35 protein-coding genes are annotated in these 24458 nt (G+C 36.8%); 24 read left to right on the top strand and 11 right to left on the bottom strand.

From position 1 onward, the window contains the following. Position 1: 1 nt before the first annotated feature. The 10 genes from MKY20_RS20015 (at position 2) to MKY20_RS19970 (ending at position 8869) form a co-directional block, all read left to right on the top strand. Complete coding sequence (locus MKY20_RS20015; RefSeq protein WP_341002654.1) at positions 2-4423, top strand: phage tail spike protein; 4422 nt, start codon at positions 2-4, stop codon at positions 4421-4423. Positions 4424-4434: 11 nt separating this feature from the next. Then, positions 4435-4881 carry a hypothetical protein gene (locus tag MKY20_RS20010; RefSeq protein ID WP_341002652.1) on the top strand — a complete coding sequence of 149 codons (447 nt, stop codon included), beginning with the start codon at positions 4435-4437 and terminating at the stop codon, positions 4879-4881. After that, positions 4881-5114, top strand: coding sequence for a hypothetical protein (locus MKY20_RS20005; RefSeq protein ID WP_341002650.1), 234 nt, complete (start codon positions 4881-4883; stop codon positions 5112-5114). The genes MKY20_RS20010 and MKY20_RS20005 overlap by 1 nt, the downstream gene beginning before the upstream one ends. Positions 5115-5152: 38 nt before the next feature. After that, a complete protein-coding gene (locus MKY20_RS20000; protein WP_341002648.1) occupies positions 5153-5341 on the top strand; it encodes a hypothetical protein in 189 nt (62 codons plus the stop codon). Between the two features lie 70 nt (positions 5342-5411). After that, on the top strand, positions 5412-5603 hold the full coding sequence (locus MKY20_RS19995; RefSeq protein ID WP_341002646.1) for a hypothetical protein: 192 nt from the start codon (positions 5412-5414) through the stop codon (positions 5601-5603). Beyond that, the gene (locus MKY20_RS19990; protein WP_341002643.1) at positions 5600-6439 is read left to right on the top strand and encodes an LPO_1073/Vpar_1526 family protein; all 840 of its coding nucleotides are present in this window, start codon (positions 5600-5602) and stop codon (positions 6437-6439) included. Before MKY20_RS19995 ends, MKY20_RS19990 begins: the two co-directional genes overlap by 4 nt. Positions 6440-6586: 147 nt before the next feature. Further along, the gene (locus MKY20_RS19985; RefSeq protein WP_341003397.1) at positions 6587-6844 is read left to right on the top strand and encodes a hemolysin XhlA family protein; all 258 of its coding nucleotides are present in this window, start codon (positions 6587-6589) and stop codon (positions 6842-6844) included. Between the two features lie 2 nt (positions 6845-6846). Then, positions 6847-7137, top strand: a complete 291-nt coding sequence (locus MKY20_RS19980; protein WP_341002641.1) for a phage holin — start codon at positions 6847-6849, stop codon at positions 7135-7137. 129 nt (positions 7138-7266) lie between these two features. Beyond that, a complete protein-coding gene (locus MKY20_RS19975; RefSeq protein WP_341002639.1) occupies positions 7267-7848 on the top strand; it encodes a hypothetical protein in 582 nt (193 codons plus the stop codon). Between the two features lie 34 nt (positions 7849-7882). After that, on the top strand, positions 7883-8869 hold the full coding sequence (locus MKY20_RS19970; RefSeq protein WP_341002638.1) for a peptidoglycan-binding protein: 987 nt from the start codon (positions 7883-7885) through the stop codon (positions 8867-8869). Between the two features lie 64 nt (positions 8870-8933). Here the strand turns inward: MKY20_RS19970 and MKY20_RS19965 are convergent, their stop codons facing one another. The 7 genes from MKY20_RS19965 to MKY20_RS19935 form a co-directional block, all read right to left on the bottom strand. Continuing rightward, entirely contained in the window at positions 8934-9815 is an 882-nt protein-coding gene (locus tag MKY20_RS19965) for an IS3 family transposase (protein ID WP_009336806.1), read from the bottom strand. Between the two features lie 8 nt (positions 9816-9823). Continuing rightward, positions 9824-10120, bottom strand: a complete 297-nt coding sequence (locus MKY20_RS19960) for a helix-turn-helix domain-containing protein (protein WP_009330603.1) — start codon at positions 10118-10120, stop codon at positions 9824-9826. A 410-nt stretch (positions 10121-10530) separates the two neighbouring features. Then, the gene (locus tag MKY20_RS19955) at positions 10531-10737 is read right to left on the bottom strand and encodes a helix-turn-helix domain-containing protein (protein WP_341002636.1); all 207 of its coding nucleotides are present in this window, start codon (positions 10735-10737) and stop codon (positions 10531-10533) included. Positions 10738-10813: 76 nt separating this feature from the next. Beyond that, on the bottom strand, positions 10814-11974 hold the full coding sequence (locus MKY20_RS19950; RefSeq protein WP_341002634.1) for a helix-turn-helix domain-containing protein: 1161 nt from the start codon (positions 11972-11974) through the stop codon (positions 10814-10816). Then, positions 11958-12611: a hypothetical protein gene (locus MKY20_RS19945; protein WP_341002633.1), complete on the bottom strand. Its 654-nt coding sequence runs from the start codon at positions 12609-12611 to the stop codon at positions 11958-11960. Before MKY20_RS19945 ends, MKY20_RS19950 begins: the two co-directional genes overlap by 17 nt. A 99-nt stretch (positions 12612-12710) precedes the next feature. Continuing rightward, positions 12711-12977 (bottom strand): hypothetical protein, encoded by a 267-nt coding sequence (locus MKY20_RS19940; RefSeq protein WP_341002631.1) that lies wholly within the window; start codon positions 12975-12977, stop codon positions 12711-12713. Next, entirely contained in the window at positions 12974-13150 is a 177-nt protein-coding gene (locus MKY20_RS19935; RefSeq protein ID WP_341002630.1) for a hypothetical protein, read from the bottom strand. Before MKY20_RS19935 ends, MKY20_RS19940 begins: the two co-directional genes overlap by 4 nt. A gap of 103 nt (positions 13151-13253) precedes the next feature. On the opposite strand from MKY20_RS19935, the gene MKY20_RS19930 reads away from it, so the two are divergent. Further along, entirely contained in the window at positions 13254-13472 is a 219-nt protein-coding gene (locus MKY20_RS19930) for a hypothetical protein (protein WP_341002629.1), read from the top strand. A gap of 3 nt (positions 13473-13475) precedes the next feature. Next, entirely contained in the window at positions 13476-13742 is a 267-nt protein-coding gene (locus tag MKY20_RS19925; protein ID WP_341002628.1) for a YolD-like family protein, read from the top strand. Here MKY20_RS19925 and MKY20_RS19920 read toward each other — a convergent pair. Next, entirely contained in the window at positions 13739-14020 is a 282-nt protein-coding gene (locus tag MKY20_RS19920; protein WP_341002626.1) for a helix-turn-helix transcriptional regulator, read from the bottom strand. The genes MKY20_RS19925 and MKY20_RS19920 overlap by 4 nt on opposite strands. A gap of 199 nt (positions 14021-14219) precedes the next feature. On the opposite strand from MKY20_RS19920, the gene MKY20_RS19915 reads away from it, so the two are divergent. The 10 genes from MKY20_RS19915 (at position 14220) to MKY20_RS19870 (ending at position 21210) form a co-directional block, all read left to right on the top strand. Then, on the top strand, positions 14220-14432 hold the full coding sequence (locus MKY20_RS19915; RefSeq protein ID WP_274577774.1) for a hypothetical protein: 213 nt from the start codon (positions 14220-14222) through the stop codon (positions 14430-14432). Between the two features lie 81 nt (positions 14433-14513). Then, on the top strand, positions 14514-14921 hold the full coding sequence (locus MKY20_RS19910) for a hypothetical protein (protein WP_341002622.1): 408 nt from the start codon (positions 14514-14516) through the stop codon (positions 14919-14921). A gap of 12 nt (positions 14922-14933) precedes the next feature. Next, positions 14934-15575, top strand: a complete 642-nt coding sequence (locus MKY20_RS19905; protein WP_341002620.1) for a M23 family metallopeptidase — start codon at positions 14934-14936, stop codon at positions 15573-15575. Between the two features lies 1 nt (position 15576). Next, positions 15577-15843 (top strand): hypothetical protein, encoded by a 267-nt coding sequence (locus tag MKY20_RS19900; protein ID WP_341002618.1) that lies wholly within the window; start codon positions 15577-15579, stop codon positions 15841-15843. Further along, on the top strand, positions 15840-18209 hold the full coding sequence (locus tag MKY20_RS19895) for a hypothetical protein (protein WP_341002616.1): 2370 nt from the start codon (positions 15840-15842) through the stop codon (positions 18207-18209). Before MKY20_RS19900 ends, MKY20_RS19895 begins: the two co-directional genes overlap by 4 nt. A 76-nt stretch (positions 18210-18285) precedes the next feature. Continuing rightward, entirely contained in the window at positions 18286-18978 is a 693-nt protein-coding gene (locus MKY20_RS19890) for a hypothetical protein (RefSeq protein ID WP_341002614.1), read from the top strand. 55 nt (positions 18979-19033) lie between these two features. Beyond that, entirely contained in the window at positions 19034-19297 is a 264-nt protein-coding gene (locus MKY20_RS19885; protein WP_341002612.1) for a hypothetical protein, read from the top strand. 605 nt (positions 19298-19902) lie between these two features. Next, positions 19903-20133, top strand: a complete 231-nt coding sequence (locus MKY20_RS19880) for an HNH endonuclease (RefSeq protein WP_019381829.1) — start codon at positions 19903-19905, stop codon at positions 20131-20133. A gap of 121 nt (positions 20134-20254) precedes the next feature. Continuing rightward, positions 20255-20746, top strand: coding sequence for a CBO0543 family protein (locus MKY20_RS19875; RefSeq protein WP_071156572.1), 492 nt, complete (start codon positions 20255-20257; stop codon positions 20744-20746). Continuing rightward, the gene (locus tag MKY20_RS19870; RefSeq protein WP_341002611.1) at positions 20743-21210 is read left to right on the top strand and encodes a CBO0543 family protein; all 468 of its coding nucleotides are present in this window, start codon (positions 20743-20745) and stop codon (positions 21208-21210) included. The genes MKY20_RS19875 and MKY20_RS19870 overlap by 4 nt, the downstream gene beginning before the upstream one ends. A 137-nt stretch (positions 21211-21347) precedes the next feature. Here the strand turns inward: MKY20_RS19870 and MKY20_RS19865 are convergent, their stop codons facing one another. The 3 genes from MKY20_RS19865 to lexA all read right to left on the bottom strand — a co-directional run bounded on the left by MKY20_RS19865 (position 21348) and on the right by lexA (position 23229). Then, positions 21348-21710 (bottom strand): hypothetical protein, encoded by a 363-nt coding sequence (locus MKY20_RS19865; protein WP_341002609.1) that lies wholly within the window; start codon positions 21708-21710, stop codon positions 21348-21350. Positions 21711-22035: 325 nt separating this feature from the next. After that, entirely contained in the window at positions 22036-22320 is a 285-nt protein-coding gene (locus MKY20_RS19860) for a DUF4257 domain-containing protein (protein WP_009330566.1), read from the bottom strand. Between the two features lie 285 nt (positions 22321-22605). Further along, positions 22606-23229 (bottom strand): transcriptional repressor LexA, encoded by a 624-nt coding sequence (lexA, locus tag MKY20_RS19855; protein ID WP_009330565.1) that lies wholly within the window; start codon positions 23227-23229, stop codon positions 22606-22608. A gap of 155 nt (positions 23230-23384) precedes the next feature. Between lexA and yneA the strand changes: the two genes are divergently transcribed. Both yneA and MKY20_RS19845 read left to right on the top strand, forming a co-directional pair. Beyond that, the gene (gene yneA / locus MKY20_RS19850; protein WP_071156567.1) at positions 23385-23717 is read left to right on the top strand and encodes a cell division suppressor protein YneA; all 333 of its coding nucleotides are present in this window, start codon (positions 23385-23387) and stop codon (positions 23715-23717) included. 9 nt (positions 23718-23726) lie between these two features. Beyond that, a complete protein-coding gene (locus MKY20_RS19845) occupies positions 23727-24374 on the top strand; it encodes a YneB family resolvase-like protein (RefSeq protein WP_071156565.1) in 648 nt (215 codons plus the stop codon). The last annotated feature ends 84 nt before the right edge of the window (positions 24375-24458 follow it).

Below are 24458 nucleotides of genomic sequence, written 5' to 3'. Positions count from 1 at the left end.
TTTGCCAGAACTATTAATCTTTGATCCTGATGATAATTTGTTAGCTGTGCTTTCCAATGAAGCAGAGGATGCATGCTTCTTTAAGACAGCTCCATTTAAAGAAGTCAGAAACCAGGGATCATTCTTCGAGTTTGTAGCTCAGGGTGATCATGAGGACTCACAATATTTAGTTGCCGAGAATCAGGTGGCCTTTCTAGATAAGGATGGATATTTTCGACTCTTCGTCATTAAAGAACCTGATCAAACCAACGGATTGGACGGTCCTCAAATTCGCTGCGTTTGTGAGCCGGCCATGAACGAGCTCAATGAGGAATGGATTGAAGATGTCCGTCCGTATAATACCACCCTTGCTGATGCTCAAAGCAGGGCATTAGCTGGCACACGTTGGAATCCTGGTATCTCTGCAGATCTTGGGATTAACTCCATCAATTATTACTATATCAGCGTTAATGAAGCGATTCAGGAAAACATCAATACCTGGGGTGGAGAGTTACGGGATCGGATAGAAATTGAGGATAATAAAATTGTAGGGCGATATATTGATATCCTTCCTCGACGTGGGCAGGACTCGGGGAAGATTTGGGAAATCGATAAGGACATTATCTCCATATCTCATAAAGTACAATCTTATCCTAAAACAGCACTATACGGCCGGGGAGCTTCCTTGGAAACGGATAATGGGGGATTTACCAGGAAGATCACTTTTGCGGATATTGAATGGAAAGTTGCAAATGGTGATCCAGTCAATAAGCCCAAAGGTCAAGAATGGGTTGGGGACACGGGAGCACTTGCTGCTTTTGGTCGGGTAAATGGAGATGGAACAAAGCGCCACAGAAAAGGTTTATATGAAAATGGACAGCAAGAGGATCCTGCAGTACTTTTACAGGAAACCTGGGAAGCTCTCCAGCAGCAGAAACATCAATTTCACAATTACGAAATGGATGTTTTTTTATTGGAGAAAATTTCAGGATATGATCATGAAAAAGTCCGTTTGGGCGATACTACTTTTGCGATTGATCGTTCTTTTGCCAATCCTATTGAGATTGAGCAAAGAGTCATATCTTTCGAATATGATGTGGCAGATCCGGACAATACCGGAACGGTGGAGTTAGGGCAATATATTGACCTGTATTCCGATGATGACAGGCTGGATCAAGTAGAAGCCCAACTTAACAATAAAAGCGGTATCTGGAATCAAATTGAACAGCCTATAACCGATGGCAAGACAGAAAATATCACTCCGCCTAAGCCTATTGATCTTGTTGCTACAGGAGCCAGTAAATCTATTATTGTTGAATGGTTTTACTTAGGAGCTCTATATATAGCAAATTATGAGGTTTATGCTTCTCAGGTAATGGGATTCACTCCAGATTCATCAAACCTTGTCTTTCGGGGAAACACAGGGATGTATACCCATAGAGCCGAAAGCAACCAGCAATGGTACTTCAAGGTTAGGGCTGTAAATAGGCATGGAGTAGCTGGCCCCTTCTCAGATGAAGCCACAGCACAGACTGCACGGATTATTTCCGATGACATTCTGTTTGGCCCTGAAATTGCAGCTGAATTGCGGGAGCTTTCAAAGACAGCAGGCATTCTTGCTGATGGGTCAATTGATTTGGAACAAATTAAGCAGGAAGCCCTGGATGCTATTCAGGCAGATGCCAAACAATATACAGATGCTGAAATTTTGGCAACTGAACAAGCCATTCAAGCTGATTTGAATTTTAGAATCGGCAATGTAAATTCCGAAATTAGCAATCTTCTGCAGAGGGTATCTGATAACGAACTTGGGCTTGCTGCTGCTGGCGGAAAAATCACAACCATTGAGCAAAATATCAACACCATTGATGGCTCCCTGTCCACTACGATTTCTGAGTTATCGAGTTTAGATGGTGTTGTCTCTCAGCAGCAAACCACTATAACAGCCATGGCAGGGCAAATTTCCGCCAAAGCTGAAAAGACAGAGGTTTACACGAAATCCGAAGTGGACACTTCAGTAAATGACCGGGTCTCCAATACGACTTATAATAACAAGATGTCTGAATTGGATATATCCATTAATGGTATTTCTGGGCGTGTTACAAATACGGAGGCAGACATAAATGATTTAACTGGTGAAGTAAGCTCAGCCAAAAGTCAAATTGCCAGCCTTGATATAAAAGCAGATGGAATTGCTACAAGTGTTAGTGAGGTAAGGGCTGATTTAGATGGATTGCAAATTGGCGGTAGAAATTTGTTAAAACAATCAGGACAAGGGTATTTAGTTCGCACGTCGTATTCATCAGCTATTCGTATCGAGGAAGGGAAAGAAGCGCTTGTATTTGAATCGTCCAACAATATCATCTACTTAGGAGCCAGTGGCTATAATTTAGAAGTGGGACAGGAATACACTTTCTCATTTTTTGCAAAAGCAAGTGAAGCCTTGTCATTAGGTTTTGTTTATATCAGTAGTGGAAACACTAATTTCCTTTCTGGTCAATTAATTACAACTGCATGGGTGAAATATCAATTTACTTTCATAGCATCTAATAGTAATCCAGTTGCGGTTCACATGTACCCCCGCATTAGTAATGGAGATGGGACGTATAAAAGCTTTTTTATCACAGACTGGAAGCTAGAAAAAGGAAGCGTGGCAACCGATTGGGAACCGTCAGTTGAAGACATAAATACTCGTTTCTCTTCGTCTGAAACAAAAATAAATCAAAACGCTACTCAAATTGGACTCAAGGCTTCTCAAACTTCTGTTGATAGCTTAACCGGCAGAATGTCACAGGCAGAATCATCAATCAATGTAATGTCTACTGAAATTTCATTAAAGGTAAACAGCGATGATGTTATAGCGGCCATTAATCTGCAACCAGGTACCGTGAAAATTAAAGCAGGACTGATTGATCTTGTTGGTGATGTGTATATCACGAATGGCCAAACTAAGATTACTAATTTAGCAGTAGGAACTGCTGCTCTCGAGAATGCTTCTGTGACCAATGCCAAGATTGCTAATTTAGCGGTAAGTACAGCTCAAATCCAAGATGCAGCTATTTCAAATGCCAAGATTGCTAACCTTGCAGTTGATGATGCCAAAATAGCGGATATCTCTGTCACCAAGTTGAAGGCTGGCACTATTAATACTGACCTGATTACGATTGCTAACAGCAAAATCCGGATGAATAATAACGGGCTGTATGTATATAAAAACACCGTTATGGGGGCTTCTTTAGTGGAAGGAAATCTTACCTTTTATGATCAATCTAATGCCCAGCAGATTGGTATGTTTGCAGCTACGGTATGGAGCGATAGTGTGACTAAAGGAATCTCCATGAACATGGAGGCAAATCGTTATATATCCTTTGGTCATTATGTCAATTCCACGGTTGGTTATACACCTATGATGCTATTAAATCCGGGTACTAACATGGCCGGAAACGTTCAGGGAATTCATATGAATTTGCCAATTCGAATGAATTCTGATATCTGGGTAGGTTCCAATTCCTTACGGTTCGGGTTAAATAACAATCATAACCATGCCTCCATTTATAAAAGTGCTGGAGATGATCTGATTGTAGCATCTTATCAGTCTGTTGGTTTGGCTCATATTGAATCAGGAGGAGTAGCTAATACAAAGCTTTCTATTCACCCGAATGAAGTAAAAATTAATGTGGATGCAACATTCTATGGGGCAAATATTAGGTCCTATTCAGATTTGTGGATGGGTCCAAAAGCAGTTCGATTCGGTACCAATCAAACTCATAATCATTCAGCAATCTGGCATTCTTCTGGGAATGATCTCATTTTAGGGTCTTATCAGGCGGTTGGGATTGCTAACATAAGTAGCGGTGGAGTAGCCACTACCAAATTTACAGTGGCAGCAACTGTAAATGATTCATGGCAGGACTTAGACATGCATGGTTGGAAATTGCTTCGAGTAGGAGAAGTGGATACAACTATTGGCCGTATGGTAGCAGATTCAAACGCAACGTATATCCAGCACAATACAGAAATTAGAGCAACCAGATACAAGTCGACTACTTATGTGCCAGTGAGAGCCTCATCATTCCCAACTGGTACTTCTTTACGTGAAAATAAAACGGATATTGAGATTTTTGATGAAGATGCTCTTTCAGTGCTTAGAAACATAAACACCTACCTTTATAGAGTAAAAGGTGATGAATTTAAGGAACATAAGCAGCTCGGACTAATGGTTGATGAAACTCCAAGGGTACTTCATGGTGAGGCAGGAGACAGTATTGAGATGTATGCACTCAGTACTTATTTAGTCCGCGGTGTTCAACAGCTTGCTATAGAATTTGATACTCACGCTGATGAAATCAACTGGCTAAAAATTGAAAACCAATATTTAAGTCAAAAAGTAAAATTTCTGGAACAGAGAGTAAGAAGTCTTGAAGACCAATTTTATGCGGCATAGGAGGAAAAATCGTGAGAGTAGAAATTGAAAACGGTAAATTAGTAGCAGCCATTAATTTTATGTATGACCTAAAATTAACCAGGAAGCATTCACGTTTCCGTCGTCACTTTATCGAAAAGATGAGTGAAAGGTTAAAAAGGGTTGAGGAAGACCGCAAGACCCTGGCAAAGGAACATTCTCATAAGGATGAAAAAGGAGAAGCAATCGTGAAAGATGGTCAATTTGACATCAAAGACATGGTTGCTTTTTCTTCTGACATGAAGGAACTCAATACTGAAAAACTGGTCATTGAAGGTGGTGATAACCGTGAAATGATTCGTACAATAAAACATGTGCTCAAAAAGTTTGAGAATGTAGAGTATGAGGCCCAGGCATCAGAGGTTTACGATTATCTTTGTGAGCAATTTGGTGTCGATGAAGAAGAGGAACAAGAAAATGAAAAGGGAGCTAAAGAATAATGTTAGAAATTCAAATTACAGGTACTAATATCCGTTACGCTGATGGTGGGGTCGCTTCCGTTCATGTGCAATTCCAGGCCAGGGATCCAGAAGGTGCAATCAATCTTAATGGTTATATCCCACTGACTGGAGAGGAATACCAAGGGAATGAATCTTTGTCAGCTCTAAAAGAAGTCGTTCGTGTAAAATTAGTTAAAAAATTAGAATTGCCAGCAGCAGAGACAGGAGCCTAATAAGGCTTTTTTATTTTGCTTAATAAGGAGTCTAATGTATGGAAGAAAGATTTATCGTTAAGCCAGTTGGTGTCAAGTATATTTGTGATTATTGTAAAGCTGGAGAAATGCAAGCAACTGGTGAAATCAAGATGTATGAGAAATATGCAAATTTCATTCATAAATGTAAAAAATGCTTCAAGAAAAAAGAATTAAAGGAAAAATACCCTCTAATTAGGTATGAGTAAATATAGACAAGTTTAGCATTCCCCCTTAACATAAATGTAAATAACATTTCCTAAGTTGGGGGGATATATAATGAGTTGGATAGTTGAAAATAGAGAATGGATCTTTAGTGGAATAGGTGTATCAGTATTTGGCATACTAGGATATCTTATAAAAAGAAAAACGAATAAAGATAAAACTAGCCAAACTATTACATCAGGTGATAATTCACATAACATTCAAGGTGGTAATGACGTAACTGTTACGATTGGTGATAAAAAATGATGGGTGATAAAAAAGAAATAAATTCTGGTGATCATTCAACAAATATACAGGGAAATAAAGTTACTGTAAATCAGCAGAGTGGATTGGACTATTTGCAAGTTAGACAAGTTGCTATGGATGTATTCAAAAGCAATTTCTATGATTTGGGTGATAAAGTTGAAAAACTTGTAAATGATCGCGCCGAGGAAGTCCTTAATAAATATTTAACAAAGTTAGAGGAAGAATCTCCAGAGGCAGTTGAAAATACTGTAGATCCAGATGTTAGATATGCTATATACGAAGTTCAAAAAAGTCATGCAAGGCGCGGCGAAAATGATATTTCAGATTTGTTGGTAGACATATTAATTCAAAGAACAACAAATCAAAATGAGTCTTTTGTAAAATTAGTGTTAAATGAAGCTCTTGAGATCATTCCTAAATTGACTATTAAACAAATAGATGTTTTGTCCTTTATTTTTATGTTCAGGTATTTAGTATTTGTAAGGCCTATATCATTTGCTGCTTTTTATAATACTATAAATGAAATAATAAAAAGTGAAGAAATACCAAATAATGAGATTTTCTATCAGCATCTTCAATACTCAGGATGTTTATCTATAAGTATTGGGTCAGCAACTTCAAAAACAATTATGGAAAATAGGGAATCTCATTTTATAGATGATGATATAAAGCCCACAATAAGTTCTTATGGTAACTTTCCAATATACCTTCATAAATGGGATAATACAAAATTATGTAATTCAAGTTTAACTAGTGTGGGAATTGCAATTGCTATTTCTAATATCAAAAGAAAGACTGGACTAGATTTAGATTTACGGATGTGGGTTCATGAGTAAAACTATAATTTGTTCAAATAGAGTCCTCTGGGCTCTTTTTCTATTTTAAGGCAGTGGAAAATTGAATGAGATACAGTGACAAAAGCCGAATAGTGCTTTTATTTTGCCTTCAAGGGGGGATTGTGAGTGACACAGGAGGCGACAGCAATGAATGCATATGACAAAGAAATAACTGAAATGAAGGGTGATATCAAAGCTTTAGAGGTGCGGGTAAATAAATTGGAGAGAACTTCTGACCGCCATGATCAGCAAATCATTTCAATGAATGAAAAGCTGAGCAAAATTGACGAAAATACAACCTGGATAAAAAGGACAATAACAGCAGCCATAATTACAGCAATCAGTACCGGTATTATTGGAGGGGCTATTGCTATTTTTTATAACGTTTTAAAGGGAGGAAGCTAAAAATGAATAAGGATATCGCAACACTTATAGGAGGGTTCCTTACTGCCCTTCTTTTTTTCTTGTCTACGGTTGGAATCGCATTTGAATGGTTTACAGAAGCAAGTATTAATGCGTTTGTCGTATTGGTATCAGCGGCCATTGCCCTTTCAGTAAACCTTTATGCTGTGTGGAAGAACACATACACCAGTAAGAAGTCTCAACTGCAGAAAAAGGCTCTTCAAGCACAGGGGCTTTTAAAGAGAGAAAGCAAAGTGTTCAATTCAACAAAAGCATTTAAAGATGATGGAAAATAAGCTACCCTTTAGGGCGACCCAAAGATAAATCTTCTCACAAGGAAAATAGATATTAGTGATTTATTAAAGTTATGTTCAACTCCTCTTTATTACTAGGATATAATAAACCTAAAAAAGGGGAGAGAACCATTGAGTTTTGTTTCAATTATATCAAGAAAAAATTTTATAACAGTTATGTCTGACGGCCAAGTAACGAACCACGAGGGTCAACCGATACAGAGTGATTTTCAAAAGTTTAAACAAATTAGCCCTCATCAATTTATTGCTTTTGCCGGTGCTAAGGAAATCTGTGAGCAGTTTATAAACCAGGTAGAATACACAGCAGGTAGTTATAATTTAAATGATATTGCTAATCAGATTAATCAGATTGCAAATGAAGAAAGATTTAATCAATTTCGTTTGTTTTTTGCCATCGGCGGTATTGAATTGGATGGGGATATAACTCTTTATGTCGTTGAGCACGGGGGAACAAGGGATTTTAGAGTTCAAAGACCTATAAATGAAGATGACATTAATTACGCTTTTTTAAATTCTGAAATGATTGATCGTGTTAACATGAACGAAAAATTAATTGAATGCTTAAGGATTACAGGGTTCGAAACACCAGAAGAATGCCTGTATTCTCAAAAGTTACTAAATGATTTCGTAGAAAGTATTGACTCTACAGTAAACAATCAGACATTTACATTAATAATCAGAAAGTCGTCCTAATGGACGGCTTTTTTTTATAAAAGGAGAGGTTAGTATGGCATACGCATTTGAAAAATTGCCGCAGCTGGTTGATAAAAGAGGTAAACTCCCCCGTAAAGGTTCATATTCAAAAAGAACGAAGAAAATCACTGATCGTGTTTGGCATCATTCACTCACACTGAGCCATTTAGGCGGTTCGGACGCCGAGAGTTTTGCTGACTATCATGTTTCATTAGGTTGGCCTGGAGTGGGCTACCACTTTGTTATCGAACCTAAAAACAAAGTGTATACACCTAAAGGCAAACGCGCCAGAATTGTATATGCTAATGATATCAACCTTCGCACTTATCATGTAGGTGACAGCAATCAATTTTCCCTTGGTATCTGTGTTGCTGGTGATTATCGAACTGAAAAATTAGATGATGCCACAAAGGCGACTATTGATGAGCTGCAGGAGGCACTTGTCAGAGATGGCATCGGTCAGCGAGATAAATCCCACCAGGAAATGCCGGGTTACTCCTGGAAGGCATGCTGTGTATTTGATTATCAAAAGGTGTTTGCATTTCTTAATGGAGAAATCATCTCAAATACTTCTCCAAAAACATATGTTATTCAGGAGGGAGATACTTTCTGGGGGCTTGCTAATAATATTGACGGCATCACAGTTAATGATTTAATTGTAGCTAATCCAGGAGTGGATCCTAAGAAGCTTAAAGTTGGTCAAAAGATCAATCTGGGTAAAGCCAAGAATGCTTATACGCCTAAAAAGGATAAACCTAAAAAGGCACAAGAAACCTATAAGTATCCACTCCCTTCTGGAGTTCTAAGCGAAGGAAATAAAGGTGAGAATGTAAAGAAGCTGCAGCGAGCTTTGAACGCTATTTATTTCAAATGTGGAACTGCAGATGGGATATTCGGATCAAAAACGAAAGATGCATTAAGTCGCTTCCAGATGGTTTATTTGCCATATGAAGTGGATGGGGTGTATGGCCCTAATACCCGTAAGAAGTTGCAGGCAGTATTGAAATCAAAAGGATTTTAAATTAAAGAAGCCCTTTTCGATTTGTAGTGACCCCCGTCAAGTAGACAGTAATAAAAATGCACAATTATGCAGCCTGAGTCCTGTATTGATATGGGCTCAGGTAATTCAATTTCTTTTGAAAACGTTGATGATTATAGAACCTCATGTATTGATTTAATGCGTCTTTAACCTCTTGAGCTGTTTTGAATGAATATAGATAAAAACATTCAGTCTTAAAATGACTAAAGAAGTTTTCCATGCAAGCATTGTCCCAACAGTTACCTTTTCTAGACATGCTCGCTTTCATTTGATATTTTTTAATTAGGTTGTTATATTGGCGGGATGTATATTGGAAACCCTGGTCGCTATGCAGGAGGATTCCTTTTACATTCCGTTTTTTCTTTGCCTTTTTGAGGGTATCGATAACCAGTTTCAGGTCATTTCTCCGACTAACATGATAAGCAACAATTTCATTATTGTATAAGTCTAAAATGGCGGACAAATACAGCTTTTGGCCATTAAAAATTAAATAAGTAACATCCGTTACCCATTTTTTATTAGGTTTAGAAGCGACAAAGTTTCGATTAAGATAGTTGTCTGAAACAACGTATGCTTCTTTCTTCCCGTAATATGGTTTCTTCATTCGGATGACTGCCCTGATCCCCAATTCCCCCATAAGACGCTGGACACGCTTGTGATTTATATGTGTTTCGTAGTTTTTTTCTAACCATATCTGTACTCGCCGATACCCATATATCCCTTTAAGTTTTTCATGGCACTCCATGATTTTTTCTTTGATTTCTTCATCCTCTAACTGCTTTTCAGTGGGTGACTCTTGTCGTTTTAACCACTTGTAATAGCCACTTTTAGATACTTCTGCGATCTTACATAACAATACAATAGAATAGTCCCCCTGGGACATTTCTTTGATTACCTGGTATTTCTTTTGTGTGGATACTTCTTTCATTCCCCCTTTCACATCTTTAAGAGCTTTTTTAGCATTTCGTTCTCAGCTTCAAGACGTTTAATTTTGACTTCCTGATCTTCAGGTCGAGTTCTTGGTCTACCTTTACCAGGTCCTTTCCTCTTACCTCTTTTATCCTCTAGCCCTTTAATCCCCTCCGCATTAAAATAGTTAACCCATCTCCTTACTTGATTTTTATCGATACTCAATTCTTTAGCTATTATGTTATAACCCATCCCATCTTTGAGATGAAGATCAACAACTTTTTTCTTAAAGTTCATATCATATGTTTTACGTATTTTTCCCATAAAAAAAATCCCCTCCATAGTAGACAGATTAGTATGCTTTCTTTTTTCTGTCTACTATCAGGGGATCATAACAATTTGAGAGGGGCTTCTTTAATTGCTACAGTTATTAACCTTTTAAATACAGATATATAATCAGAAAGATTATTAGACCTATCATAAAGATTGAACCAATGTTTGCGCTATAAACTATATAAATTTTCACATGGATAATAGCATGAACTATAAGGATGATAAGTAAGATAGCTAGCAATAAAAGTATTATATTTACGTTCTTATTCCTATACAAGACATCAGCACCTTAGAATTCAGATTAGGTGTTAATCAATGTATTTTTAAAATTATATTTTAAACTGGTCAACATTATTCAACTAAATTAATAATAAAAAAACCCTTCTCAATCGAGAGGGGCTTTAAGTACTTTCCTCAGTAATTTCATCCACGGTAACTCCGTAAAACTCTGCAAGCTTCTTAATCTTTTCCTCATTTGGTATCATTTCATTTCGTTCGTAATGGCTAATTAAATATACACTTATGCCAGTTTTTCTTGCTACCTCATTTTGTTTTAGCCGATTCCTTAATCGGAGTACCTTTAAGTTCATGCCGATGCTGCCGTACATATTATCACCCGTTTATTATTTCGGAACATAAACATAAAAGTTGAGGAAAAATAAAGCCCTTCTCAAAAGAGAAGGGTCATCTCTGTTTAAAAGATATTATATTGTCACCTGTCCTAGATTCAATTAAGTAACCAGGAGGTAAGTTAGTTAAAGCTTCAATATCTTTTTGGTTTAACCTAAGCTCATCACAGAGTTGTTTTTTTGTTTTTACATGATGATTTAAGATTAACTCAATTGCATCTTGCAGTATTGTCGGAGATTCATTAAGCAGCACATCATCATATGGTTCTTTTGTTCTCCAGCCCTTCTTTGCAATTTGTTTCCAGATGTAACTTGCTTGATATTCATTTATTAGATTCAACTCTTTAGAGCGATAGACCATGGCTTGCATGGAAACTTGCCATCTTTTTTTCAATAGCAAATAATAATCTAAAGTGTGTGAAACTAACTCGTTAGAAAAAGTTTCAGCAGGCAGCAAGAATGCAGAAGCAAAATGGTTTGCTTCGTCTTCCATCCGTTTATATACCTCTTTAGTATTAAATTCTGATTTTTTTACATTTTTATGAAGTAAATAGTGGCCTAACTCATGTGCGAGAGTAAATTTAACTCTAGATGGAACTGATCTATCATTACCTACAATTATAAATAACTTATTACCTAACCATTTAGAACAGGCATCAATAGAAAAATTGTCAGATTTTATTAAGCTCACTACAATACCATGTTTTTCAAATAAACGAGTAATATTATCTATAGGCCCATTATTTAAGTTCCAATGTTTTCTTAGGGTCAGAGCAATAGTTTCAATTTCCTTATAATCAGTAGGTCTAAAGAAATCCTGATGGTTAATGATAGACTCAGGTAAATCAGAAGGCGGAAAATCGAGTATCGAGTCTAGGTAATAAAATATTTTCATTAGCCAGGCTATTTTAATTTCATGAATTCTCTTTAGTTTGGAAGTAGCATTTGCTTTACTTCTAAAATAGACTATTTCATTATTCGAATGGTAAGAAGCATCTTCAAAAAAGTAACTGAAAGGCACTTCCAATTTATTCATTAATTTTATTAAAACTTCTGCAGGCGGGGTTGATTTCCCGTTTTCGTACTTAGATAACGCTTGATGAGTGCCAAGCCCTATATCTGTGGCTAATTCCCTAATTGTTAAGCCTCTAGATTCTCTTGCTTCTTTTAACTTTTCTGGTCGGAAAACTTGATTGAGGTTAGTTTTTACCCCCATTTTCGTGCACTCCTTGTGCAAAATTTTTAAATCTAACTAACTGTTCTTTTGTTATTTCATTTTTTTCTTCTTCCTTAGGTGCGCCAACTAGTTGTAATTCTTTTGTAAGATCAATCCGACTGAACCATTTTCCTTTACCGTTCGGTATACCTATATTTACGAAATCAACCCGGCGATTAATCTGGTTATGGGTTAGTTCTAAGTAACCTGGTTGTTCTTGGATTTCTTCATGATTGAAGTTCCAAAAGTATTGATTGTCTTTTTGTAATATTGACCTATAAATTGCTTTACGTGATGTTACGTATTTATTTTTTGTTCGGTTTATCGTAATAATAACATTGGCTGTTTTTAATTCCACATGATAAGCCGATTTCTTCTTATTAGGGACAATTTCAGCGGTAATATTACTTAATGTGCCCTTTTTAGCAGCTTCATATAACATGAACTGAACTGCAATGTTATCAAGGTACCCAGCATGCTTTCTCCCCATATCCCACTTTAAAAAGGAAACATCTCTTAGAGAAGAGTCGACTAGTTCGTATCCCTGCTGTATCAGAGGAACAATTTGGCTTCTTATTGGTCTAGCAATCTCTTGGTCAATAAAACTTTTAACGTCAAGTGGCACACCTATTTCCATATAAAGCAACACCTCTATTTATTATTTTTTCCTCTTTGCAACCATTTTACCCAAAACGGACAAATTTGGCAACTGCATTCAAAAAAAATATGTAAGTTTTTAAAACGGCAAATTATCTTCAGGTATAACCGGCTCAATTTCTCTGACTATCTGTGTAATGTCATTCTTCTCATTCCAGGTTACTTTTTCAATAATTGTATCTCTCTGTCCAGTTTCTCGCTTCTGCTGCTGGATCCATTCATATGCAACAACAGCGATAGCGAAATCGGGATCTTTCTTAAATTCACTATCCCTAACATGAAATTCTCCATTTCTAAATCCTCGGTTACCTTCCACATTAAGAATTGTTTGGATAATTACTATCATTGCTCTTCTACTCCTATAAAAAGATATTCCTGAATATCTTTCAGCGCTTGAATTAATTCCTCTTGTGTATAGTTTCCTGTTTGTACCTTTTCTAAAATTCTGTTTAGATCTTTATCAAGAAATAAAAGACGGATTCCTATTTCACTTACTTCACTCCATATAGATTTACTCAAATTAATCAACCTCCATAAATATAATTATACAAACATTTGTTCGTAAATCAACTTGAATTCGAACGAAGGTTCGTATAAAATTAAAGAAAAGGAGGTTCGATCGATGAACGGTTTACTATTGCGAGCTGCATCAAATGGAGAACTGCTCGAAATGATTTATCAAGATAACAAAGGAAACATTAGCCAGCGAAGGATAAAGGTGCTGGCAGTTGGTGAAGAATCATTTCGTGCTTTTTGCCATATCAGGAAGCAGCAGAGAACATTTAAATTAGAAAATGTTTTATCGGTCGGACCTGAACGCAAGATAAGGAGAGGAGCTTAAAAAATGGGAGTTAAAATGCCGAAAAAGTCAAAGCCACAACGGCCAACGAGAGACGAATTTGAGTTAGAGGAGTTAGGTAACCAGCTTCTTGAAGCACATACTGAAAAAAATAAGGTTACTTTGATCGTGTTTAAAAAAGAAGAACCTATTCAAGGGAAAATTGTAAAACTAGATGGCCAAACTAAATTGATCCATGTTGAAAATGGTTATGATACGGTTAAAGTTCCATTCTTAGATATTTTAAAGGTAGAAAGCGCTCCTCAGTTTTAGGGGCGCTTTTTATTTGTTATAGGCTCGACGGTAAGGTCTCGCTTTTTATATGAGGGTTCTTCTGCAAAATCATATAGTTCATCAACTTTTACTCCTAATATAAATGCTAAGTCAAAAAGCTCAGTTGCAGTTGGCTGACTCTTTCCTGTACACCAATTTGAAATGGTGTTTGGGGTTTTGTTATATCTTTTCCTAAAAAATTCTCTTTTGTACGGAGATTGGTCGATAAGTTCACCGATATTGCTTTTTAACTTTTTTATTTCTCTAAATTCTCTCATAGTGTATCACCCATATTAATAATTCTCTATTTTAATTTGCGAATCCTTTAATAATTTGTTTTTGTGTTTCATGTAAAATATTTTTGGATAGACACGCATTTAAAGATGATATGGGCGTATATATGTATTACAAACGTAACACCAGTGAATTTAAACAGAAGGTATTACGGATGTATTACGCATTAAAGGAGGGAGATTTATGAGAAAAATTCAGCCGGTTTCCTTTAGCCTTAGTGATCCGTTTGAAATAGAACTATATAAACATGCAGTTAGTAACGGAGCGTTCTCTAAGTACATGAAAAGGCTTATCCAGAGAGATATGGAAAGAGGTGAAAACACAAAAAAAGCGCCTTCCCAGGCCAATGTAATACATGGCGGAAAGAACGCTTTTAATGGTTTTAAATTAGGTTAGACGTGTTCCAGGTAGCAGACGCGTCTTTACGTCAGCTTATGCGAGTATTTTAACAAAAATGCATGTACAGGAGGAGTTAGTATGAAAAAAGTTGAGAAAATGTCTGTCCGGGAATTCCTTAACGGAAAGGATCAGGAGACATTCCAAACGAAAGTCACAAGGCATTTCAAAAAGTACGGAACTTTATATAAAATAGCCGGCTCTACAGTTGTCGTATTTTTGGCAGGAGGAGGGTTTGACTATGCTCTTGCAGCTAGCAGTGCGATTGATACAAAAGCCAATTTGATTTACTACAAATTAATGGATGTTGGTAAATGGATCATTATATTCAAAGGAAGTATTGATACCATCAAAGCAGTTGGAAATGGGGACTTTGATTCTGCTAAAAAATCATTCTTCTCTTATTTATTAATCTACATTTTACTTCTGGCATTACCTTATGGATTTGAAGAAATAGATAAAATGTTTTCCAATGTAAAGATGGCTTAGGAGGTGGTTAGATTGAAATTTCGCTTATCAGGGGAATTTGGGGAACTCTCGCCTGTGCGTAATTGGCAGCCTCACACAGGTATCGATTTAGCTGTGCCGGAAAACAGCACATTAAGAGCTATCGGAGAGGGGACAATTGACCGTGTATTTGATGGCTCTGGAGCAATAGGTAAAGGGCTATCCATTCAATTTCCGGATGGTACACGAGCGATTTATGGCCACATGAACGAAGTGACTGCAAGGGTTGGAGAACAAGTTGTTGCAGGTGACATTGTTGGTTTGAGTGGAAATACCGGAAACTCCACAGCAGCCCATTTACATTTTGGTTTACGCTCTCCGGATGGTACATTCCAGGATCCTACTCCTGTAGCAGAAAAGTTAGCAGCTATCACCGGGGATTCTCCAGACTTAGGGATATTAGGTAAGCTCGCTACTTTTGGTATGGAGGAAGTTAGAGGGAAAACAGCAGATATAACTACTGAAGTCATTCTGGGTATCTTTGACGCTCTAAAAGATATACTCTTAGGCGTGTCCCTGGTTGGCTCTGCCCTGTGTATCATCTTAAAAGTTGCGGGATGGAGAGATGGTGGTCGTTGGGCAGGGATATTAATGGTCGCTAACATCCTGATTAAGTACTTATTTGGAGGTTTTTAAAATGGCGAAAAAATGTTGCGAGATGTGCGGAAATATTTTGTTTTCAAAAACCCCAATTTGCCTCGACTGTAAGCAGTGGGGGGTTTTTATAAAACCTCTGCACTCGATGGGAGTAAAGCCGGGAATTATTGCCGATCATCTTTATGAGCGATTGATCTACAAGCTTGAAAATAAGGAAATTTATTATGAGTCTTTGTGGCATCAAGAATACGATGAGTCTTTGCTTGATGCCGTTGTGCCATTTACTTTTTGGAGGAATGTTGAATGAAAACCATAAGGCTAAGCAAATATTTTAAAATCGTCCGTCCAGAATATATCTTCATTAAATTAACTCCTAATAACTCAATCCGCAATCAAACCACTCATAAACTTGCAAAAGCAATTGCATCTTTACACAATAATTTATTTCAAAATATAAAAAAAGAGGAAGTAAAGTTAGTAAAGGCCCTTGGCAAAGAATTTTTGCTTGGGACCCAATTCTCATTTGAAATGAAGTCAAAAGTAAGTTTCTTGGTTTATATAGAGAAAAAGAAAATCGAATTTTATTTCATTGCTCCAAAACATCATTATACATTCATTAAAGAAAAAATAGGTGATGTATGGACCAATATCACAGTTACTGAGGTAGAGCATCTTCCTGTGTTTACTGAAGGTGCAGCCAGGTATCAAATGGTCTATAAGAAAGAAGATGCCTTAAGTCTAGCTACAGACCGGCGGAATAGTGACTTGCTGCACTCCAAGCTGAATGTGGTGGATGTATTAGAAGAAGGAGATAAAGCCGGGATTTTTTACAACTTTATGCCGGCATCTCAGTTCAGCTGGCGAAGCAGATACGAAAACACAATCAAAAAAGTGAAACAAAACCTTCCTACAGACCGTAATAAATTTGGTATTTCCTACTGTTTTAAATTAGCAATCGGGATACTTTCTTCCATCACAGATGGTATAGGGGAAGCGCTCGGGGGTGAAAACAAATCAAAGAAAGGAATTAATAGCATTAACATACTTGAGCAAACCTTGGAACGGTTAAACGGCGGGAAGAAGATTAATGAATCCACTCGAAAGAAGGCCACTGCAACTGTACTCGACACTCAAATTGTAGTGATCACCGAAAGCTCAGATAAATTAAGGCAGCGAAACAGTGCTCGGAGCTTAGCTCAATCATTTGAAACAATAACGGACGACAATAAATTAATTCCTAAATCTGTAAAGCCATTTAACTATACTGATTTTAAAATTAAAGCAGAAGTAAACAAAATAGGAGATGAAGAAGCTCAGAACTTTCTTTCTCTTGCTGGCCGAGACATATTGGAAAAATATAATTTCATCGAAAAGGTAGAAACTCAGGAGACAGAAGTTCCTGAAGACTTAAGAAAGGGAGTAATGAGAATTGGCACTAGCACCTACAGAGGGAATAAGCAGGATGCTTACCTTTCCACAGACAAAGAGTTTAAATACCTTTCACTGATTCTTATCGGACCGAACCGCGCAGGGAAATCAACATTAATCGGAAATCTTGCATTTGATTCAGTGAAGGTAGGGGAATGTACCATAATTTTTGATTACATTGGCAACTGTGAATTAAGCGAGGAAGTAGCAGCACTATTTTCCAAGGAGAAGGTTTTAAATGTAGAATGTAACGACTTTGAGAAGCTGCAAGGATTAGGATATAACGAGGTTGAAGTGAGTGCTGATCCATTTATCCAATATGACAATGCGAAAAAACAGACATCGCAATTAATGACTTTAGTAAATTCAATTAATACCGCGGATACTTACCTCTCACCTAAGATGGAGCGATATTTAACAAGTGCTTCCTTGGTCGTTTTTATCAGTGGTGGAAGTATCCGAGATGTATTTCAGGTCCTTCAAAATCATAATGCCAGACATCAATTTTTAATGAAAGTTCCTAAAAGCCAATACGAAAATTTAGATGAATACATGATGAGCCTTGATGAGCTTGATGATTATGACAAAGAAGGTAATATCCAAGGTACCAAATTGAATTTAATTGTGGGAATTATTGATCGACTTAATAAATTGAAGTCCAACACATACATGGAGCTCATGCTCAAAAAATCCACGGCTAATAATTTCAACCTTGTGGAAGAAATGCAAAAAAGCCAGCTGATTTGCTTTAAAATGCCCGAGCATATGTTTACTACAGACAATGAGAAAGATGTCTACTGCACGTACTGGATCACAAAGATTTGGATGGCTTTACAAATGCGGAAAATGAAGTTTAAAGATAACCGGAATGAAATGAGGAAGGTTAACTTGGTTATTGATGAGCTATACCAGGTAGAGAGTACTGAGAAATTTTTAACAAATAAACTCAGCAGGCTGCCTAAGTTTAACATCAAACCAATTATCAGCTGCCACTACTTGAATCAAATAAAAACAATTCGTTCAGAATTAAGAAGTGCTAGTGCAAGCTATATGTTGATAGCGGGGTGTGATAAGGAGAACTTTAAGGAGCTGCAGGATGAATTAAAGCCATATGAGCTGGAGGATCTCATGCAACTGAAGAGATTTCACTCTTTAAACCTCATCAAAACAAAAGATGGATATGGTCGTTTTATAACTAAACTTCCTGTACCAGTAGAAAGAAGACATAAAGAAAAAATAAATTGACAGGATATTGAAGAATAGATGGAAAAGTATATATTTGATGGTAAAATTTATTTATATATACAGAGGGGGAATTTGGGTGGAAATTGAAAGGGAAAAGGTCAGTTGGTTTAAAAGTATGAAAATTTGGATCGGTATTGCTGGTGTAGCTGTAGTTCTTTCTATCTTCTATACCATTGGATATTCAGGAGCTAAGGCCTTAATAGATGATGAAAAAGTCACCTATGATGAATTGGTAAGCAAAATTGGTGATAAAGAAAAAGAACTCAAAGAGGCCGAAGCAACATTAAAAGAGAGAGAACAAGAGATAAAAAATGAAATTTCTGAGTTAGAAAAACAATATGAGGATAGAAAATCCGAATTTGATGAAGCTTTAGCAGCTGTTGAAAATAAAAAACAATTGGAAACAGAAATCAAAAGCCTGGAGTCCACAAAAACAGGTCAAGAAAAAACTGTCTCTAATTTAACTGCAGTTATAAAAACAAAAAGAGAAGAACTTGCAAAAATTGAAGAGGTAATAAAAGAAAAAGATGCAGCTCCTGTAAACTTGAGCGCTGGCCACTTTATAGTTGGGAATGATGTGCCTCTTGGAAGGTATAAAGCAGTACCAGTTGGAAGGGGTAGTAATTTCGTGGTGTATGATTCAGCTGGGTCATTGATTGTTAACACCATTCTTGGTTCTGACAACGGTGTCCCTGAGTACGTTTTTTCTGCAGAGTTTGAATATGAAATCCAGACAGAAGCACCAGTAAAATTAATCCCTGTTGAATAGAATAAAGTCCCTCCCGCATACTGCAGGGGGACTTTATTTTTGGGAGGAGCGCTTCATGGTTGAATATCCTTTTGATCTTGAATTTATTAAAAAGAGAATGGCAATTCCACAAAAGATAGCTAAACTATCTTATTTAAATGAAAAAGCAGCTATCAAATATATGCGAATTTGGGGAGAAAAGAAAATGCCAATTACCATCTTATTTGATGAATTAATTGCAACTATTAAACAGAAACGGATGATCTTAAACATTAAATTATTGGCGCCCCCAATTTTGCCCCCATATTGCCCCCTTTTTAAAAAACTTAAAGATAATTAATGAAAATACAATTTAATTAAATCCCTATTTATCCGCATTTATAATAGAAAGTAATAAATAAATACGGATTAACTCATGTTCCGTACGCAAGTGCATCCATGGGAGCGCGAGCAGTACCTGAGCATGTACTAATAAGTAAACCCCTTGACACCATAGGTGTTGAGGGGTTTTTGTTTTCGGGTAAATTATTTAAAAAATTACCACAAGAACCTTAGTTCATAGTAAGAAAAAAAATACAACAATCAAGCCTATTGATGTAATTCCGTAACCTTTTTTAATTCTATAATCGGTTCCAGGAATCTTAGTTATTAAGTAATAAATTGGAATTACAAGTAATATGGGAAGAAAAACCCTTGCATTAGCTGAGAGGTTTTCAAATCTTGAAATTATCGTACCAATAATCAAAAGAGGAATAAAAGTTAGCAAATAGGCAAGTGACACTCTTTTCACACCTTTTTTCTGAATTATACCAAATTTCCAAAATTAAGGGCATCAATTATTAAAGTAACATGGATTCCTAAAATGATGTAAAAAGAAACCAAATTTATACCTTCCTAAAAATAATCGTAAATTTCAGGCAACATTATGAGTAGTTTTATAACAGTGTGGAATGGAAGAAGCTACGAGTAGTAATCAAGAAGCGTGACAACTATGAATGCCAGGAATGTAAACGGAAGGGGCGCTTAAGCATTGAAACAAATGAATACAGTGAGAGTGGTAAGGGTAGGAAGATCCAGTTGCTTGTTCACCATATCAAGGAGCTCGAGCTTCATCCAGACTTAGCGTTTGGTGAAGATAACATGGATACTGTTTGTGTCGATTGCCATAACAAATAACATGGCCCAGACTTCAAAAATATGAAGCTAAACAAATGGCAGCATGATGAAAAGTGGAGTATCGATTTTTTTAATTATGTAAACAAATAGTATTAAATAGTTCTAATGAAAGGTGACTTAAATGAATCTTGAAAGATGGATTATAATGGGGGTATTAATACTAAGTATCATGTGTCTCAAGCTGCTAGTACCGGGAGACAAGGTTAGAGAAGCGTGGGTTATCTTTTTATTTCTGCAGGTCATTACATGGCCAGCCGGTTTAATAGCAGTAGAAATGGGTTGGATTGAATATCCGATTCAATTGTACCCTAAGGCAAATTTATATAATAGGACTAGTTTTTCCTTTGAGTTCTTCCTATTCCCGGTAGTCGCCATTATTTTTAGTTTGTATTTTCCAAGGAACAAAAAAGGGTTTGGCTCACTATTGTATTATGTTTTCTTTGCTGGATTTTTTACCTTCTTAGATGCTGTATTAGAATCTAAAACCAAACTGGTTGAGTACCATGAATGGAAATGGTATTGGACACTAGTAACAGTAATGATTGCTCTATATATAAATGATAAATTTTATCGATGGTTTTCTAAAAGATTAATTTTGGTGGACTTAAAATGACCAGAGAAGTCCTGATTTTATTATGTTCGTGGATTTTATCATTGTACTTGTTATTAAGATATATCCCAACCGAAAGTAAAAGGTTAGCTTGGATAACCTTTATATTTGTTCAATCAATAGCATGGATACATGAATATATACAATTGGTATTTGGATTAGTTGAGTTTCCGTATAGAGAATTTAATAAAGCGACAAATATGAGCTTTTCATTGCATTATATTGTTTATCCCACAATTGCGGTGTTTTTTATACTTTTTTATCCAAAAGAAAAAGGGACAAGAAGAACATTTTTGTACTACTTACTATTTTCAATGGGGATAACAACTTACTCCTATCTTCTCGAAAAATTTAGTTCATTGTATCACTATATTCACTGGAACTGGTTCTTTGGATTAATTACCAACATGATTCTTCTTTATGTTGTAAAGATATATATATTTTGGTTTAAAAAAGGTCTGGTGTAACGAGTTGAAATATCTAGGTTCCCCCCGAGAAATATTAATAGTAAGGATTCTGTGTTAGACGACTAATTTAACCAAGGCAGGGGGCGTAAATTAAGAATAAGAATTAAGAGCTCAGGCGATAAAGGCGTGGCAACAAATCATTTACTTAAAATAAACGCCAGTACAGTGCCCCATATGAAAATCACTAAATAGAATAACCTTTGCAATAGACCGGCGTGCATAGGGATGAAAATTATTAACATATTGAGTGTGACTATGACTAGTAATGTAACTAAACAGTATTGAGTCCAGCGTTTTCCAATTTCTAAAGATTTTGCGTATAGCCAAAGACCGGGCAAAACAGTTATCATGTCAAGTTGAGCTGCTATTGAATGCCAAAATAGATTTATATCTGCTGGTATAAAGCCAGTCACAATATTCCCTAAAGCTAAGATAAGAATAAATATGGTTGCTAGCCGGTTTAGTCCTGTTTTCAAGGGTTTGTGAAAGATATAAAACACCAATGCTGCACTTATATAAAAAAATCCATTGGGCCTTTGCTTATTCCTTTTTTATCTTAGTTTCACTATACTTAATTGCCCATTGGTTCAGCAGAAGGAGCAGTTTTGAAAAAATAGTTAAAGAGGATTTCTAACGGCAAGGATTAGTATTTATGTTTCGTACGCAAGTACATCCCTTGGAGCAACGAACACTACATGAGCAATTACTTTAAAAATTCGAAAACACTCTGTTTGCATGAGCAGGGGGTTTTTACATAGCTAAAATACAAAAACCCCGTTTCTAAGTGAACGAGGTTTTAACTAATTTGTATTTCCCTGCATCTCTCTATTCTTTATGTCTGATCTTTAGGAAATCGAGACATGTCAGCAGTGCATCTCCTCCAAATCCTGCAATTACCGCAAGGAGCACTACCTTTAAGGCAGAGTCAGGATCTGAAGATACGACCAAAAAAACAGCCGCTAAAGCCCCCATGATTACTTCTTCAAAGACCCCCAGATAGATGAATTTTTTTGTCCTTCTGGGTTTGACCATTTTGCCTTCTTTCCGAATATGTCCAACGACACCGACCAGCCCACCAATCAACAAAGCGAAGGTAATGTTCAAAAACATTTTTTCTTCACACTCCTAAAGTCGAGATTTTGGACAAGCGACCTTAGGTTGATTCTCGGTGTATTACCATTATATAGAAAGTGGCTATAAAATAATATGCATAAAAATACCGAATTTTCTGAATAATAAAATAGTCATACATGACTGCAACTTAGTACCAACAGAAAAGGTATCAGTTACTTTCGTATGATTTCACTAATAGCATCAGGTAATAGGAACTGATAACCTTCTTAAAATTGGAAAAAATAAAAAGCAGGCAGTGGCTGCCTGCTTTTTATCATTCTATTAATGCATATGGCGGTATACACCTATAACTTTGCCAAGGATGGAAACATTTCGAAGGATGATAGGTTCCATTGTAGAGTTTTCCGGCTGAAGCCGGATATAGTCTTTTTCTTTAAAGAATCTTTTGACAGTTGCTTCATCTTCCTCTGTCATGGCAACCACGATATCTCCATTATTAGCAGTGCTCTGCTGTTTGACGATGACATAGTCGCCATCAAGGATTCCGGCTTCAATCATACTTTCCCCCATGATTTCAAGCATGAATACATGCTCATCAGCTGGTGCCATTCTTTCTGGAAGAGGGAAGTATTCTTCAACATTTTCAATGGCTGTTATCGGCTGCCCTGCAGTTACTTTACCGACGATCGGAACATTGACTGCACTGACCTTAGGGATGTGAGAAGACTCGTCCAGATCTAAAATTTCAATGGCGCGCGGTTTAGTAGGATCTCTGCGGATCAGCCCTTTGCTTTCAAGACGGGCGAGATGGCCGTGAACTGTTGAGCTTGAAGCCAGGCCGACTGCTTCCCCGATCTCCCTTACAGAAGGCGGATAGCCTCTCAATTTAACTTCCTCTTTAATAAACTCTAATATATCTTGCTGCCTTTTTGATAATTTCACCATCTTTACGCACCTCGTATGTTTTTGTTGTCTCAATTATAGCATCAATTACCATATGATACAAACATAAGTTCGAATTTTTATTGACACAAAACAAATGTTCGGTCTATAATAAAAACATCAAATGCGAACATACATTCTTTTAGAGGTGGTATATCATGCTGAAAAAATTGTGGAAATCATATTCTTATGCTATTATTCTCTTCGTTTTAAGCCTGACAGCATCGTTTATTATGCTCATTCAGATAGAGACACCTGATACGGAAAAGTTTGTGAAAGTCACTGTTGCAGAAGGTGACTCTTTATGGGAAATTGCTGAGAGTTTTTCGGCTGAACATTCGCTGTCTACAGATCAATTTATTAATTGGGTCGAACAAAATAATGAGATAGCGGCAGGCAGGATTTTTCCGGGCGATGAAATTGTTATTCCAGTAAAAGCACTGGATGACGAGCCTTATAAAGAGCTTGCCAGTTCAGACTTTTATGAATAAGGAGAAGTTATGAAAGCAATTATTTACTGCAGGGTTAGTACAACAAAGGATACTCAGGAAACGTCCCTTTCAAGACAGGAAGAAGAGCTGGTGAATCTGGCGAAAAAGCATGATTTTGAAGTAGTCAAGGTGATACGCGAACAGGCCAGTGGATATGACCTTGAAAGAGACGGTATATTGGAGCTTTTAGACTTAATTAAAGAAAAGGATATCAAGGTTGTCCTCATTCAGGATGAAACCAGGCTGGGGCGGGGTAATGCAAAGATAGCGATACTCCATTGCATCCTAAAGGAAGAAGTTCAGCTGTACAGCATTTCGAATAACGGCCAGCTCGAGCTTTCGGAATCAGATTCGATGGTGCTGAACATTGTTGGGATGGTAGAAGAATATCAGAGAAAGCTTCATAACATCAAAATTAGACGCGGCATGCAGCGGGCTGTTGATAAGGGATACCGCCCCGAGAAGAACTTAAGCAATCAGGGAACAAATGGCGGCAGGGAAAGAATAGAGGTGCCGATAGAGGAAATTGTCCGGCTAAGGAAAAACGAGTTAACATTTGCAGAGATTGCTGCAACACTCAGAGGCTTTGGCTATAATATCTCAAAAGCAACAGTCCACAGAAGGTATAAAGAGTATATGGAATCACTTGTTGAATAGAGCACTTTTCTTGTCAAAAGTGTTCTTTTTTAGTATGATGGCAGTTGAGTTTCAGTATTGTTCCATATCTGAAGCTATTGTATA

It is taken from the genome of Cytobacillus sp. FSL W8-0315, assembly GCF_038002905.1.
GTDB classification, from domain to species: Bacteria; Bacillota; Bacilli; order Bacillales; family Cytobacillaceae; genus Cytobacillus; species Cytobacillus pseudoceanisediminis.
This window is presented reverse-complemented; position numbering and strand designations above follow the sequence as displayed.

What these genes read in the sequence shown, in the direction of transcription:
- MKY20_RS19845 (WP_071156565.1), top strand. Translation starts at nt 23,727, where the DNA reads ATGAAAGCAATTATTTACTGCAGGGTTAGTACAACAAAGGATACTCAG.
- MKY20_RS19990 (WP_341002643.1), top strand. Translation starts at nt 5,600, where the DNA reads ATGATGGGTGATAAAAAAGAAATAAATTCTGGTGATCATTCAACAAAT.
- MKY20_RS19965 (WP_009336806.1), bottom strand. Translation starts at nt 9,815, where the DNA reads ATGAAAGAAGTATCCACACAAAAGAAATACCAGGTAATCAAAGAAATG.
- lexA (WP_009330565.1), bottom strand. Translation starts at nt 23,229, where the DNA reads ATGGTGAAATTATCAAAAAGGCAGCAAGATATATTAGAGTTTATTAAA.
- MKY20_RS19955 (WP_341002636.1), bottom strand. Translation starts at nt 10,737, where the DNA reads ATGTACGGCAGCATCGGCATGAACTTAAAGGTACTCCGATTAAGGAAT.
- MKY20_RS19985 (WP_341003397.1), top strand. Translation starts at nt 6,587, where the DNA reads ATGAATGCATATGACAAAGAAATAACTGAAATGAAGGGTGATATCAAA.
- MKY20_RS19995 (WP_341002646.1), top strand. Translation starts at nt 5,412, where the DNA reads ATGAGTTGGATAGTTGAAAATAGAGAATGGATCTTTAGTGGAATAGGT.
- MKY20_RS19870 (WP_341002611.1), top strand. Translation starts at nt 20,743, where the DNA reads ATGACCAGAGAAGTCCTGATTTTATTATGTTCGTGGATTTTATCATTG.
- MKY20_RS19910 (WP_341002622.1), top strand. Translation starts at nt 14,514, where the DNA reads ATGAAAAAAGTTGAGAAAATGTCTGTCCGGGAATTCCTTAACGGAAAG.
- MKY20_RS19875 (WP_071156572.1), top strand. Translation starts at nt 20,255, where the DNA reads ATGAATCTTGAAAGATGGATTATAATGGGGGTATTAATACTAAGTATC.
- MKY20_RS19860 (WP_009330566.1), bottom strand. Translation starts at nt 22,320, where the DNA reads ATGTTTTTGAACATTACCTTCGCTTTGTTGATTGGTGGGCTGGTCGGT.
- MKY20_RS19930 (WP_341002629.1), top strand. Translation starts at nt 13,254, where the DNA reads ATGAACGGTTTACTATTGCGAGCTGCATCAAATGGAGAACTGCTCGAA.
- MKY20_RS19885 (WP_341002612.1), top strand. Translation starts at nt 19,034, where the DNA reads ATGGTTGAATATCCTTTTGATCTTGAATTTATTAAAAAGAGAATGGCA.
- MKY20_RS20005 (WP_341002650.1), top strand. Translation starts at nt 4,881, where the DNA reads ATGTTAGAAATTCAAATTACAGGTACTAATATCCGTTACGCTGATGGT.
- MKY20_RS19900 (WP_341002618.1), top strand. Translation starts at nt 15,577, where the DNA reads ATGGCGAAAAAATGTTGCGAGATGTGCGGAAATATTTTGTTTTCAAAA.
- MKY20_RS19960 (WP_009330603.1), bottom strand. Translation starts at nt 10,120, where the DNA reads ATGGGAAAAATACGTAAAACATATGATATGAACTTTAAGAAAAAAGTT.
- MKY20_RS19945 (WP_341002633.1), bottom strand. Translation starts at nt 12,611, where the DNA reads ATGGAAATAGGTGTGCCACTTGACGTTAAAAGTTTTATTGACCAAGAG.
- MKY20_RS19925 (WP_341002628.1), top strand. Translation starts at nt 13,476, where the DNA reads ATGGGAGTTAAAATGCCGAAAAAGTCAAAGCCACAACGGCCAACGAGA.
- MKY20_RS19950 (WP_341002634.1), bottom strand. Translation starts at nt 11,974, where the DNA reads ATGGGGGTAAAAACTAACCTCAATCAAGTTTTCCGACCAGAAAAGTTA.
- MKY20_RS20000 (WP_341002648.1), top strand. Translation starts at nt 5,153, where the DNA reads ATGGAAGAAAGATTTATCGTTAAGCCAGTTGGTGTCAAGTATATTTGT.
- MKY20_RS19940 (WP_341002631.1), bottom strand. Translation starts at nt 12,977, where the DNA reads ATGATAGTAATTATCCAAACAATTCTTAATGTGGAAGGTAACCGAGGA.
- yneA (WP_071156567.1), top strand. Translation starts at nt 23,385, where the DNA reads ATGCTGAAAAAATTGTGGAAATCATATTCTTATGCTATTATTCTCTTC.
- MKY20_RS19970 (WP_341002638.1), top strand. Translation starts at nt 7,883, where the DNA reads ATGGCATACGCATTTGAAAAATTGCCGCAGCTGGTTGATAAAAGAGGT.
- MKY20_RS19915 (WP_274577774.1), top strand. Translation starts at nt 14,220, where the DNA reads ATGAGAAAAATTCAGCCGGTTTCCTTTAGCCTTAGTGATCCGTTTGAA.
- MKY20_RS19980 (WP_341002641.1), top strand. Translation starts at nt 6,847, where the DNA reads ATGAATAAGGATATCGCAACACTTATAGGAGGGTTCCTTACTGCCCTT.
- MKY20_RS19895 (WP_341002616.1), top strand. Translation starts at nt 15,840, where the DNA reads ATGAAAACCATAAGGCTAAGCAAATATTTTAAAATCGTCCGTCCAGAA.
- MKY20_RS19920 (WP_341002626.1), bottom strand. Translation starts at nt 14,020, where the DNA reads ATGAGAGAATTTAGAGAAATAAAAAAGTTAAAAAGCAATATCGGTGAA.